We start from the raw sequence: 12,821 nt of genomic DNA, 5'->3' as shown, positions 1-12,821 counted from the left end.
TTGTTAGGCTTGTGTTAAAGTATTAGGCGAGTGATCCAACGGGATTATTCGCCTTTTTTCTATTTTTAATGCGCGATTCTCTTAGAAGCGATGCGAAAAGGAGACTATCATGACCGGTTTCAGGGATATGAGTCGTATGAAGAAGGTATGGGAGAACTCGACCCGCTACTTTCGACGTAAGGGCTCACAAGGCTTGGATAGCAAGACCGAACACCAGACCGCAGACTTGGTTGTTTCTACCCCATTCTGGCGGAAGAAGACGACCGGCCTCATCGGCGGCGCGGCAATTCTGCTTACAGTAGCCGGCATTATCGGTTACCAGCAATACTCGCAATATGTAGAACGAAATACATTCGAATTCTACCACGTATATAAAGATGGCGTTGAATTAGGGACGGTAGCTACGCAAGACGAAGTAGAGCAGTGGATCGCGTCGAAGACGCAAGAGGTGCAGCAAGCCAATCCGGACATTACGATGGTAGTGGACACCGGCGAAATTACATACGTCGAGGGCAGCGGCTTTAAGGCCGTTCCGGAGACGGAGGCTACGCTGGCGAAGCTGGCTGGCGCAACAACCTCGCATGCGGTAGGCGTGGAAGTGGTTATAGACGGCAACGTCATCGGAGTCGTAAAGGACCAGGCAACGGCGGACGACATTCTGTCGCGCGTTCAGGGCAAGTATGCGCCTGAGCTGGCGGCAGCGGCCAAGAAGGACAGCAGATCGGTTACGACGTTGTCGTACGACAAGGATGCCAAAGCAGCAGAGGCGGCAGAGCCGGATTTGACGAAGCCGGGACGCGTCGTCACGGATGTAACCTTTGTAGAGGATGTTACGATCGAGCAGATCGAAACGGAACCTTCGAAGATTGCAAATGCGGACGATATCTACAAAAAGATCATTACGGGCAGCACCAAGCCGACTAAATATGTCGTGAAAGAAGGCGATTGCATCGGCTGCATTGCGCAGAAGTTCGATATAACGTCCGACTTTATCCGCGAAAATAATAAGTGGATCAAGGATGACAAGATTACAATCGGGGACGAGCTGGACTTGACCGTACAGCTTCCTGAGCTGACGGTTGTGACGACCGAAAGCCTGGTGGAGCTGGAGAAGATTGCAATTCCAGTCGAGTATACGAAAAACGAGAAGATGCGCGTCGGCGAGTCCAAAACCATTACGCAAGGCGTAGAGGGCGAACAGCGACTCACGTACAGCATCAAAAAGGAGAACGGTTATGTCGTCTCCGAGGAACTGGTAAAAAAGGAAGTATTGAAGGAGCCAATCGCTACCGTCATCGAAAAAGGTACGATGGTCGTGCTGGACGAAGGCACGGGCAAGTTCCGCTATCCGATAAGCAATCCCCGGTTGACAAGCAAGTTCGGGGCACGTTGGGGACGTAACCATAACGGCATCGATCTTATTGGCAGCAAGACAATTATGGCGGCCGACAACGGCGTCGTCGAATTCGTAGGCACGAAAGAAGGCACGGGAAAAACGATCATAATCAACCATAAAAATGGATATAAGACTCTCTACGCACACTTAAGCTCGTACAAGGTAAGCAAGGGCGACAAGGTAGAGAAAGGCGACTCCATCGGCATTATGGGCAATACGGGCAATTCCACGGGCACTCATCTTCATTTCGAAATTCATAAGAACGGCGTGATCCAAAATCCGCTGAAGTACTTATAATATATATATCCAATACGACCATATTTGAAGCATCTTGGGAGCCACGATTCCCGGGGTGCTTCTTCTATTGTAGACGATGCATAGGCGAGGTTGGTTGCATGGAAGATACAGGATGGACGATAAGGACAAATTGCCAGCCTGTAGGGAATTTCATTGTGAACGGGACGCCCCCGTATGTTAGAATATAAGGGCAACTATCTATTGGACAAGCGACAGGCGGTGTAAACGATGCACGGTAAAATTTTGGTGGTCGATGATGAACAGCCGATTGCAGATATATTGAAGTTTAACCTGGAGAAGGAAGGATACGAGGTCATCTGCGCATTCGACGGCGGAGAGGCCGTCAGGCTGGCATTCGAAGAACAGCCCGATCTGATGCTGCTGGACTTGATGCTGCCCGTAAAGGACGGCATGGATGTGTGCCGCGAGGTGCGTACGAAGCTCCATATGCCCATCATTATGCTGACGGCGAAGGACACGGAGATCGACAAGGTGCTGGGTCTGGAGTTGGGCGCTGACGATTATGTCACGAAGCCGTTTAGCACGCGCGAGCTGCTCGCCCGGGTAAAGGCTCATCTGCGGCGGCAGACGAAAAATGACAAGCAGTCCGAGAGCGCGGCGGCTTCGGAGGGCAGTCAAGATCCGCATGCGGAGCAGACCGGGCTCAAGCTGTTCAACCTGTTTATCGATACCGACATGTATGTCGTGTACAAGGACGCAGCGCCGCTGGATCTGACGCACCGCGAATTCGAGCTGGTGCATTATATGGCGCGCAACAGCGGCAAGGTCATGACGCGGGAGCATCTGCTTCAGGCGGTATGGGGCTTCGAATACTTCGGCGACGTTCGTACGGTGGATGTCACGATCAGACGATTGCGCGAGAAGATCGAAGATGATCCCAGCCGTCCGGAATACATCATGACGAGACGCGGGCTGGGGTACATGATGCGCAATCCGAAGTCGGGAGGCTTCGGGTACGGATGAAGGGACGGAGCTTCTTCCGAACGATTCAGGTCAAGCTCGTCATTATCTATCTGCTGCTCATTTTGGTAGCGATGCAGCTTATTGGCGTGTATTTCATCAGCACGGTCAAAAATTCGCTCATCACGAGCTTTACGAACAATCTGAAGGAGCAGGCCGACATTTTGGCCAAGTTCGCGGCTCCAAGCCTGCTCCCCAACCAGGAAGGCGATGGAGACTCCGCCGATAACACGACGGAGGATCTTAATCTGGTCGTACGCAATCTGTTCAGCATCAGCGGGGCCGAGGTACAAGTGCTTGACGCAAACGGTAAGGTCGTCGCGACGTCGCTGCAGGTCCATCAGTCGAATATTGGGCAAAAGAACAATTCGCTTGCGGTTCGCCGCGCCCTGCAGAACATTCCCGATAACGAAGAAGAGATTATCGACGAAGACAATACGCGAAAGAAGAGAATCGCGCTGCCCGTCACTTATAACGATAAGGTAGTCGGCGCTGTCTACGTTGTTGCGTCGATGACGGAGCTGTACGAGACGGTAAATCGGGTCAACCAGATTTTCTTCTCGGGTACGCTGATCGCGCTTGGATTGACGGGCGTACTCGGCATCTTGCTCGCCCATACGATCACGAGTCCGATCCAGGGACTGACGCGTCAGGCGGAGGCGGTCGCGGATGGACGATTCGATCTAAAGGCGCCGGTACTCGGCGATGATGAGATCGGGCGGCTCAGCATGGCGTTTAATGATATGACCATCCGGCTCAAGGAAGCGTTGTCGGCGAACGAAGAGGAGAACGAGAAGCTGGTCTCCGTCCTGTCGAACATGAGCGACGGGGTCGTTGCGGCGGACGAGCGCGGCGTTATTATCGTCTGGAATCGCCGTGCGCTGGAGATGCTCGAGGTGGATACGCTCCAGGACGCGAAGCTGTCGGAGCTGCTCATCCTTACGCCGGATAAGCTGGCGGAGTTCGAGCAAGGACGCGGCGGCACGATTGTGTTGAACCGCGGACCGCAAGAAGATGCCGGCCTCGCCGAATCCGGAGACTCCGTGCTCAAGGTTACGTTTACGCCCATCCATCGCAGAGGCAAGGGGATCACCGGCATGATTGCGGTGCTGCAGGACGTCACGGAGCAAGAGAAGCTGGAGCAGTCGCGCCGGCAATTCGTCGCCAATGTGTCGCATGAGCTTCGTACGCCGCTCACGACGATCAAGAGCTACGCCGAAGCGCTCGGCGACGGAGCGCTGGAGGAGCGGGATCTGTCGACACGTTTCGTCGGCGTCATCAGCAACGAGACGGAGCGCATGATACGGCTTGTAACGGATTTGCTTCATCTGTCGCGTCTGGACTCCAATCAGGCGCCGCTTCGCAGACGGCAGACGAATATTCACGACATGCTGGACGAAGTAGCCGACCGCTTCTCCTTTCAGCTTCGACAGAAGTCGATATCCGCCACTGTCGGCGTGGAGCGGGGACTCAAGAACGCCTGGCTCGACCGTGATCAGATCGACCAGGTGCTGGACAATCTCATATCCAATGCCATCAAGTATACGCTGGACGGCGGACAGATCGGTCTGACCGCGCGGCGAACGGCGGATGGCGGATCGATAGAGATCAGCGTCAAGGATACCGGAATCGGCATTCCGAAAAAGGATCTGACGCGCATCTTCGACCGCTTTTACCGAGTCGACAAGGCAAGATCGCGCAATATGGGCGGCACCGGTCTCGGCCTGTCCATTGCCCGGGAAATCGTGAGGGCGCACGGCGGTACGATTGCGCTGTATTCGGAGCTGAACGAGGGGTCGAAAGTGACGTTTACGCTTCCTCTGCTTCAGGAAGGAGGCGATCCCGAATGATGGAACGAATGAAGACGGGCGTGTTGATCGTGCTGGTAGCGCTCAGCCTGCTGCAGAGCTACTTGCTTGCCTATAGCATGCCGAGACTTGGCGCCACGGTGCGAAGCGATCAAGATTACGTAAACACGGAGCGTCTCGGTACGCAGTCTCACGTGGAGAACACCATTTTCCCCGATGACCTTATTATCCATATGGGCGATGATCGGCATACGGTGATCTATCCGGATACGCAGTTCTACGAAATGATTCTGAAGCAACGACTGATCGGCCGCGAGTTCAAGGGCTTCCAGCGCAGCCCGATTACGCTGATCGACTGGAACGAGGTGCGCAAAAACGACATCGGCATCGAGCTGCGGTTTGGCAGCGGCGTCGCCGTCGATCTGTTGCAGAAGCTGCTGAAGCTGGAAGGCGATCTGTTGTTTCTTAACGACAGCATCGATCGGATCTGGATCTTTAAGACAACGGATACGGAGGAGATCCGTACCTTCTTCTTTAGCAGCGAGGAGGGCATTGTCTACGAGTCGGTACGCGCCGACCTGACCGTACGCGACGTGCAGGATTATGTAGGCTTCGGCCAGCATCTGCCCGAATATATGATGGTGGGGGATGATCTGTATGCGCCGAAGGAGTCCTTGCAGGCGACGGCGATGACCTTCCCTTATGAGACGTATTCGCCGGAGCAGATGCAGCGAAGCTTGTTCTTTGATCCCAGCACGACGAGGGCGATCGTCGATCGCAGCGGGTCGCAGATCTTTACCGACGGCAAGCGCGGCCTCAAGGTGGAGCAAAACGGCCTGTGGATCAACTATACGAACCCGGCCGCGACGCAGAGCAGCGAAGTTTTGCTTAGCGAGAATGTATATGCTTCGGTGGAATTCATTAATCAGCATGGAGGTTGGGATGGCACTCACGCCTTGGTGGGCACGACAGCGGACAGGGAGCAAAAGCTGGTCACGTTCCGCAAGTATGTGGAGCAGTACCCGATCGTAAGCAACAGCCCGTTTAATTACGGCCAAATTCAGCTCACGCTGCAACAAGGCGTCGTGACGGAATATTCGAGATCGCTGATTACGCTGAAGCCCCAGGCCCAGAATCGCGAGGTGCGTTGGCTGCCTGGCGGAGAGAATTTGGAGCAGCGACTGAAGGGTTACGAACGGCGAAGCGAGATCACGGCGCTGTTTCCGGCGCTGCGGCCTGTGCCGATGGAGGATGACTTGCTGCGCTTGGATCCCGTATGGGCTGTCCGATTATCCGACGGCACCGAAGAAGTGTTGGCGGACGCGTATCCTGTCGGATATTCGCCTCCGGCCAAGCCGCCTGAAGGCGGCAATGGAGCTGGCGGAGAAGGGGAGGCAGCGGGCGACTCGGAGGATGCGTCTGCGGATAACCGGGATGCACTACCTGGTGGCGAGGGTGTAGCCAGCGGTGCCGGGGCCCGGACGGATCGGGTCGGACAGAGCAACGGCATCGAAAGCAGCACGACCGCTGGTAATTTGACCGGCAGAGGGTTGTCGGGGCTTGTCGCTGATCGCTTCGGCAATGGCGGCGGAGACTCTGTCGCTGACCTAAGCTCGGGTAAGGATGCAAGCTCTGATAGGGATGCCGGGAATGGGAGTGCCGCTGCGAGCGCAGGAAACAACGCTTCCGGACAAGGAGTGTCAGGGGGAGTTGGATCCACGGGTCAGGGCGGCAATGAGAAGGAAGAAGAGCCGGGCAGTCCCGGGGACTCGGAGGCGGCTCGCGAAGACGGGGAAACAGACTTGGCGGCAGACCCTCCCGCGAGCGGAATCGCGGCTCCTTCCGGCGAGGCTGGAACATTGGCAGCGTCTAGAAAGAGCGGCTATCGATAAGTTATTCGGAGAGGGATAGCTGCGGGGGACGGCATGACAGAAACAGGAGGTGATGGAGATTGGATTGGGGCAGAGCGAAGAGCGTATTGATTATTTCGTTCCTGATGCTGAATGTGCTGCTCGGCTATCAGCTGTGGAACGATATTCGGGAGCAGCTGGACGCCAACGTGAATTCGGCGGAGCTGCCGCAGGATAAGGTGGTGCTGATGCAGCAGAAGCGGATAACGTTATCGGCAAACCTGCCGTCGGATACGCCGAAGCTGGGCGACTTGACGTATCTGCTCCATTCCGATGTCCATCAGAAATCTAAGCCTACGGAGCTTGAGACGCCTGTCGACAGCGCGCTTAACTTCAACAAGCAGGGATTGATTCGGGCTATCGGCGACGAAGTGCCGGAGCTGGAGCATTATGTGTACGATCTGCACAACAGCAGGGAAGGCGTATTCGTCCATCATCGAATGGTTGACGGGCGCCCTATGTTCAACGTTAAGCTGGAGCTGTACAATAGCAATCTTAAGATTACGGGTTACCTGCAGGATCGGATCGAGCTGATCGGCAGAGGCGAGGAGAAGCAGGTGCTGCCCGCGGCAAAGGTCGTGGCGAGCCTGATCGAGACGTATTTGAAGGAAGGGTCCGTTATCACGGATATTCAGCTCGGTTATCACGGGCAAATTTTCGACTCGGAGAAGCAGGTGTCGGCGCCGTCATGGCGTGTGATGCTGGAGGACGGCAAGATCTTTTACGTGCACGCCATAAGCGGCGAAGTAACGACGGATGGCGCGGAAGATGGAAACGCGGAAGGCGGCGCCAAGTCTGGCGGATAGACGCCGGACTACCGGACCAGAGGGTGCAAGACTAGACATGCAGCATATCCAATTGGGAATAAGTTCGTATGGATGGAGACGGGCTCCACATGGTTAGATAGAGGGAGTCCAATCCTGCTATTATTTCATGCGATTTTTAATAGATACCGTTTCAAATTACTTAGTAGATATGAGATTGATAGAGGTATAATAGGAAGAGGATAAGTTGGCTTGGGGATAGGGCAGAGGTCGTCGAATGCGAACGATGTGGCCCGCGATATCAGTGTTGCCAATGGGTAGCAGGAGAAGGGATTGGACGGTTTGGGACTCAGATTTACAGTACTTGGAAGCGGTTCGACGGGAAATGCGACGATCGTGCAGGGGAATGGGGCTACGGTACTCATCGATGCCGGGCTAAGCATGAAGAAGCTCGAGGAGCTTATGCGCATGCAGGGTATCGGCTGCCATGAGATCGATGCGTTGTTTGTGACGCATGAGCACTCCGATCATATTAAGGGACTGGGCGCTCTCGCGCGGAAGTACGAGCTTCCGATCTACGCCAACGAAGCGACCTGGGGAGCCATGGAACGACTGATCGGGACGATCGCACCCGAGAAGCGAACGATTATGGAGTCCGGCGAAGCGCTGACCTTCGGCTCTTTGCAGGTGCAGTCTTATCCGATCTCGCATGATGCGGCGGAGCCGGTTGGCTATTGCTTCGAAGAGGATGGCGAGAAGCTGAGCCTGGCGACGGATCTCGGCTATGTCAGCGAGAAGGTGAGACGGCAAATTATCGATTCGGACGTGCTTGTGCTGGAGTCCAACCACGATACCGAGATGCTGCGCATGGGCCGATATCCATGGAATATTAAGCGGCGCATTTTAAGCGACGTGGGCCATCTGTCCAACGTGGCGGCGGGCGAGGCGCTGCTGGAATTGATGACCGACCGGACGAAGCGGGTGTATCTGGCCCATCTTAGTCTGGATCATAATCAAATGGATCTGGCGATGCTCACGGTCAATTCTATATTGGAGAATCACGGAATATTTTATAAGCAGGAGGAGTTCCCGCTGCGTCATACATACCATGACCGTCCTACGCCATGGGATGAAGTGAAGCGGCGATCAGACTCTCCAGTTGCTCGTCCAGCTGTTCGGCCTTGACGGCAAGCTCCTCGCGGGACAGCAAGCCCTTGTCGATCAAGAGCTCCAGCATGGCGCTCAGCGTTAGTACCGTGCGGTAATGGTCATCCTTCAGGTCGGCCAGCTTGGCCGCCAGTTGTACCTGCTCCCAGGCGGCGGGCGTGCTTTGTTTCATGAACATCTCTCCTAGTGTAAAAAAATGTTGTTGCGGCTGCCTCTAATCTATTATTATTTTAGTCATTTCTTCCGAAAACATTCCTAGATTATGAAAAAGAGATAAGGTTCGGTTCCAAGGAGAGGAGCGATTCCGATGAGCATTTTCGACGACGATTTTTATTCCACCAAGGTGTCCAGGCGAACCGTCCGGCAAAGCCGGCAAGAGGACTCCAGGTTTCCATACAGAAGCGGCGAACGCAAGTGGTCGAATGTGCGAATCGCGTTCATCTCATCGTTCACGAGCGCCGTCGCGGCGACGTTGATCTTTGGAGCGGTCTTCGGGGGCTTCGGAAGCGCTCCGGGAGGCGGAGGCGGCATGGGCGGCTCGACGCCGAGCGGGCTCGTAGCGACGGGCGACCCGTCGGAGCGGGCTATCAATGCCGCGGCCAAGGTGAGTCCAGCCGTTGTCAGCATTATTAACGAGCAGCTCTTCGGCTTCGGGCTGGGAGGTCAGAAGCTGGAAGACGACGCGAAGGAAGGCGAGGGTATCCTGCGGGAAGCGGGAGTGGGTTCCGGCGTCATCATCAAGAAGAAGGACGGCAAGGCGTACATCGTAACCAATTATCACGTCGTAGCGGGCGCCCAGAAGGTGCGTGCCGTGCTCACGAACGGCGAAATACGGGAAGCCAGCGTTGTCGGCGAGGATCAGATCACCGATCTGGCCGTGCTTGCGATCGACGACAAAGGCATCGACACGGTAGCGGAGGTTGGCGATTCTTCGGCCCTTCGCAAAGCGGAGTTCGTTATGGCGATCGGCAATCCGCTCGGTTTGGGCGAGTCCATTACGATGGGCGTCGTCAGCGTTATCGAAGAGGTCGTGCCCGTCTCTCTTAATCAGAACGGCGTCATCGATTGGGAGCAGGAGGTTATTCGCGTCGATGCCGCCATTAACCAAGGCAACAGCGGCGGACCGCTGATCGATCTCAACGGCCGCGTCGTCGGCATCAACAGCATGAAGATCGCCGACTTCGGCGTCGAAAGCATCGGCTACGCGATTCCCATCAATAAGGCTATGCCCGTGCTGGAGGAGCTGATGGCGCAAGGCTTCGTCTCGCGTCCTTACCTTGGCGTATACACGCTGGATCTGCAGCAGTATTGGCGCCAGCAGGATATGGGCGATCTCGGCGATCTGTTCGGCGAGGATCCCGAGGGCTGGCTTGGCGAAGAGGAGGGCTCCGGCTCTGGCGCTGAGGACTCCGAGGGTGCAGCAGAGCAAGGCAAGGATGGCGAGGAGCCTGACGGCGGCGAAGGAGAAGCCGGCGGGACCTCTTCGGACCTGAAGCTGCCGGACAATGTGCTGGCAGGCGTCATCGTGCTGGAGGCCGTTGGCCCGGCGCTGAAGGCAGGTCTGCAGTTCAACGACGTTATCGTTGACTTCGACGGCCATGCGATCGGAACGACGATGGAACTGCGCAAGTATCTCTACTCGAAGAAGAAGATCGGCGATTCCATCGAAATTTCGTATTACCGGGACGGCGAGCTCAAGAAGACGAAGCTGAAGCTGGGCGAGAGCGTGGCGGAGGAATAAGAGGGCATGGGCACCGGCATCGGCCGGGATTGTAGCCGGCCGGTTGTATCATAAGACTGCTGCAACTCAAGGGGATCCGATTATGATGGATCCTGCGAGTGCGGCAGTTTTCTTTGTGTTGGGGGGGCGGCATGTTATAGCGGAATTCTCCACTATAATTGGTCATCGAGTGCTAGCCCGGCACAATACGCCGCATCTGAGGCCCGGAGAGCCGCATGAGTATGAAAAAACGAGTACAATCGCCGCATCCGAGGCTCAGAGTGACGAATGAGTATGAAAAAGCGAGTACAATCGCCGCATCCGAGGCTCAGAGTGACGAATGAGTATGAAAAAGCGAGTACAATCGCCGCATCAGGTGCTCGGAGTGCCGCATGAGTATGAAAAAGCGAGTACAATCGCCACATCTGAGGCTCAGAGTGCCGCATGAGTATGAAAAGGCGAGAATATAGCGGATTACTCCGCTATAAATGGTCACCGAGCACTAGCCTGGCATAATATGGTGGATTTCTCCACTATAATCGGCCGCCCGACGCCAGCCTGACGCGATATAGTGGATTTCTCCGCTACAATTGGTCATCGAGCACTAGCCCGGCACAATATGGTGGATTTCTCCGCTATAATCGGCCGCCCGACGCCAGCCTGACGCGATATAGTGGATTTCTCCGCTACAATTGGTCATCGAGTGCTAGCCCGGCATAATATGGTGGATTTCTCCGCTATAATCGGCCACCCGACGCCAGCCTGCCGCAATATAGTGGATTTCTCCGCTACAATTGGTCATCGAGTGCTAGCCCGGCATCATAAAGCGGATTTCTCCACTATAATCGGCCGCTCAGTCCTAATATGTGTGTGGTTGTGGGTAAAAGTTGCTGAAAAGCGTCAAATGGTGGCAGGACCACGTGAGAGTAGGATAGTTAAGTAACTGAGTGGTTGCATCTATATAGGAACGGTGGGGGATGCTGTTCTGATAGTCGGAAGCGCGTAAGAAACACCGTGCCCAGTAGGACACGGTGTGGCCGAGTCATATGTGTGAAGGGGATAGAATGCACCAATCGTACCGTTCAGCCCACTTCATGCTGCTTGGCTTAGTATGCCGTCCAACCGGCGTCTGCCGTCACGACCGTGCCGTTGACGAAGCTGGAGTCGTCGGATGCGAGGAACAGGGCTACTTTGGCAATCTCCTCTGGAGTTCCTGTACGAGGGTTGATGCCCATGCCTGCCATGGCGCGACCCATGCCGAATTCGTTCGGCGCATTGATGGATGTGCCGATGTTCGTCGCAACGCCACCCGGAGCAATGGCGTTACAACGGATGCCTTTGACCGCGTACTGGTAGCCGACGTTTTTCGTCAGGCCGACCACGGCATGCTTCGCTGCTGTATAAGCCGCGCCGGCCCTCGAGCCGAACAGACCGCCCGCGGATGCAATATTGACGATGACGCCAGATTCTTTCTCCAGGAAAATCGGCAGCGACTTGCGGATCGTGCGCATAGGTCCGGTTGTATTCACCGCGAAGACGCGTTCCCACAGCTCGTCCGTCAGATCGCCGACAGGCACGAAGTTATCCATAATACCTGCGTTATTGATCAGAATATCAAGCGTACCGTATTCGTTGACCGCGGAATCGATGAGGTTTTGAACGTCTTCTTCCTTGGCTACATTGGAGGCGACCGCGACGGCCGTGCCGCCTTTCGCCGTGATTTCCTCGACGACTTTGCCTGCTCCTTCTACATTTAGGTCGGAGACGACGACTTTGGCGCCTTCGGCCGCGAAAAGAAGCGCGATTTCCTTACCCATGCCGGATGCCGCGCCTGTGACGACGGCTACTTTATTTTGAAGCTTCATAAGTGGTTCCTCCTCGAATTTTGTTTAGTATGCGCTGTTGCTAGTGACTGATACGCAGGAGAAAATAATTATTGAACAGCTGTACAATAGAGCACATCTGTTGAGGTTATTATACTATAATGAATTTGGGGCAAACCATATATAAACCGCTTTCATTTGTTCGATAATAGACAATGCGATGGGAATTGTTGAATACTTTTTGAAGGAAAATAAGGGAGGATGCGGCATATGGGGAAAACCAAGGTCGATCGCCGCGTCTTGCGGAGCAAGCTGGCGCTGAAGGAGGCGCTGCTGTCGCTGATGGCGGGCAAAAGCTTTTCCCAAGTGTCCATCACGGAAATCGTGGAGAAGGCGAATTACAACCGGGGGACGTTCTATACGCATTACGAGAACAAGGAGGCGCTGTTGGATGAGGTGCTGGGCGAACTGATCGAGGAGCTGATCGCCGCGTTCCGCGCGCCGTACGATCAGGTGGAGCTGTTTAAGGTGGAGGAGATGCCGGCAACCGCGGTAAAGCTGTTCGAGCATATATATAGCCGACGGGAGGCCTATACGGTTCTGTTCCAGAGCGACGTATTGCCCATGGTCAAAGAAAAAATGTTCTCGGCAGTGAAGAGGATTTCCAACGAGGATTTGGAGCACGAGACGACGGATCCGATCAATCGAGAGCTGATGCAGGCGTATTCCATGAACGCTCTTATGGGACTCGTCTTTCACTGGATCGAGGGCGGATTTCAATACGAACCGGCTTATATGCAGGAGCAGCTGGTGCTTATCCTGAATTACCGGCCCGGGGCGGCAAGAACGCATGTGAGGAAGTAAAGAGAAGCTAAACTTTGATGACCGTGCTTCACACGGGGCTGCTTGATCTGCTATTCTGGAGAAAGCTGTTATGCGACTAGACTAACTGTAG

The 12,821-nt window shown here is 55.1% G+C and carries 10 protein-coding genes; 8 read left to right on the top strand and 2 right to left on the bottom strand.

Annotation, left to right across the window (positions count from 1 at the left end; genetic code table 11):
* The first annotated feature begins 136 nt into the window (after positions 1–136).
* From B1748_RS13710 to B1748_RS13685, 6 genes are all read left to right on the top strand, one after another.
* Positions 137–1,693 carry a M23 family metallopeptidase gene (locus tag B1748_RS13710; protein WP_179215578.1) on the top strand — a complete coding sequence of 519 codons (1,557 nt, stop codon included), beginning with the start codon at positions 137–139 and terminating at the stop codon, positions 1,691–1,693.
* 228 nt (positions 1,694–1,921) lie between these two features.
* Complete coding sequence (gene yycF / locus B1748_RS13705; protein ID WP_087568479.1) at positions 1,922–2,677, top strand: response regulator YycF; 756 nt, start codon at positions 1,922–1,924, stop codon at positions 2,675–2,677.
* On the top strand, positions 2,674–4,524 hold the full coding sequence (gene walK, locus B1748_RS13700; protein WP_087568478.1) for a cell wall metabolism sensor histidine kinase WalK: 1,851 nt from the start codon (positions 2,674–2,676) through the stop codon (positions 4,522–4,524). The genes yycF and walK overlap by 4 nt, the downstream gene beginning before the upstream one ends.
* Complete coding sequence (locus tag B1748_RS13695; protein WP_087568477.1) at positions 4,521–6,374, top strand: YycH family regulatory protein; 1,854 nt, start codon at positions 4,521–4,523, stop codon at positions 6,372–6,374. The genes walK and B1748_RS13695 overlap by 4 nt, the downstream gene beginning before the upstream one ends.
* 59 nt (positions 6,375–6,433) lie before the next feature.
* On the top strand, positions 6,434–7,198 hold the full coding sequence (gene yycI / locus B1748_RS13690) for a two-component system regulatory protein YycI (RefSeq protein WP_087568476.1): 765 nt from the start codon (positions 6,434–6,436) through the stop codon (positions 7,196–7,198).
* A 300-nt stretch (positions 7,199–7,498) separates the two neighbouring features.
* Positions 7,499–8,341: an MBL fold metallo-hydrolase gene (locus tag B1748_RS13685; RefSeq protein ID WP_087568512.1), complete on the top strand. Its 843-nt coding sequence runs from the start codon at positions 7,499–7,501 to the stop codon at positions 8,339–8,341.
* On the opposite strand, the gene B1748_RS13680 is transcribed toward B1748_RS13685, so the two are convergent.
* Positions 8,274–8,495: a hypothetical protein gene (locus B1748_RS13680; protein ID WP_087568475.1), complete on the bottom strand. Its 222-nt coding sequence runs from the start codon at positions 8,493–8,495 to the stop codon at positions 8,274–8,276. The two genes, B1748_RS13685 and B1748_RS13680, sit on opposite strands and share 68 nt — an antisense overlap.
* A gap of 135 nt (positions 8,496–8,630) precedes the next feature.
* Here B1748_RS13680 and B1748_RS13675 point away from each other — a divergent pair, with 135 nt between their 5' ends.
* Entirely contained in the window at positions 8,631–10,064 is a 1,434-nt protein-coding gene (locus B1748_RS13675; RefSeq protein ID WP_087568474.1) for a S1C family serine protease, read from the top strand.
* A 1,085-nt stretch (positions 10,065–11,149) separates the two neighbouring features.
* Here the strand turns inward: B1748_RS13675 and B1748_RS13665 are convergent.
* Positions 11,150–11,908 (bottom strand): SDR family oxidoreductase, encoded by a 759-nt coding sequence (locus B1748_RS13665; RefSeq protein ID WP_087568472.1) that lies wholly within the window; start codon positions 11,906–11,908, stop codon positions 11,150–11,152.
* A gap of 228 nt (positions 11,909–12,136) precedes the next feature.
* Between B1748_RS13665 and B1748_RS13660 the strand changes: the two genes are divergently transcribed.
* The gene (locus B1748_RS13660) at positions 12,137–12,730 is read left to right on the top strand and encodes a TetR/AcrR family transcriptional regulator (RefSeq protein ID WP_087568471.1); all 594 of its coding nucleotides are present in this window, start codon (positions 12,137–12,139) and stop codon (positions 12,728–12,730) included.
* Positions 12,731–12,821 lie beyond the last annotated feature (91 nt).

Source organism: Paenibacillus sp. MY03, from assembly GCF_002165585.1.
Taxonomy (GTDB): Bacteria; Bacillota; Bacilli; order Paenibacillales; family Paenibacillaceae; genus Pristimantibacillus; species Pristimantibacillus agaridevorans.
This window is presented reverse-complemented; position numbering and strand designations above follow the sequence as displayed.

Excerpts from the sequence above, each read along its gene's own strand:
- B1748_RS13710 (WP_179215578.1), top strand. The coding sequence starts at position 137 with ATGAAGAAGGTATGGGAGAACTCGACCCGCTACTTTCGACGTAAGGGC.
- yycF (WP_087568479.1), top strand. The coding sequence starts at position 1,922 with ATGCACGGTAAAATTTTGGTGGTCGATGATGAACAGCCGATTGCAGAT.
- walK (WP_087568478.1), top strand. The coding sequence starts at position 2,674 with ATGAAGGGACGGAGCTTCTTCCGAACGATTCAGGTCAAGCTCGTCATT.
- B1748_RS13695 (WP_087568477.1), top strand. The coding sequence starts at position 4,521 with ATGATGGAACGAATGAAGACGGGCGTGTTGATCGTGCTGGTAGCGCTC.
- B1748_RS13680 (WP_087568475.1), bottom strand. The coding sequence starts at position 8,495 with ATGAAACAAAGCACGCCCGCCGCCTGGGAGCAGGTACAACTGGCGGCC.
- B1748_RS13675 (WP_087568474.1), top strand. The coding sequence starts at position 8,631 with ATGAGCATTTTCGACGACGATTTTTATTCCACCAAGGTGTCCAGGCGA.
- B1748_RS13665 (WP_087568472.1), bottom strand. The coding sequence starts at position 11,908 with ATGAAGCTTCAAAATAAAGTAGCCGTCGTCACAGGCGCGGCATCCGGC.
- B1748_RS13660 (WP_087568471.1), top strand. The coding sequence starts at position 12,137 with ATGGGGAAAACCAAGGTCGATCGCCGCGTCTTGCGGAGCAAGCTGGCG.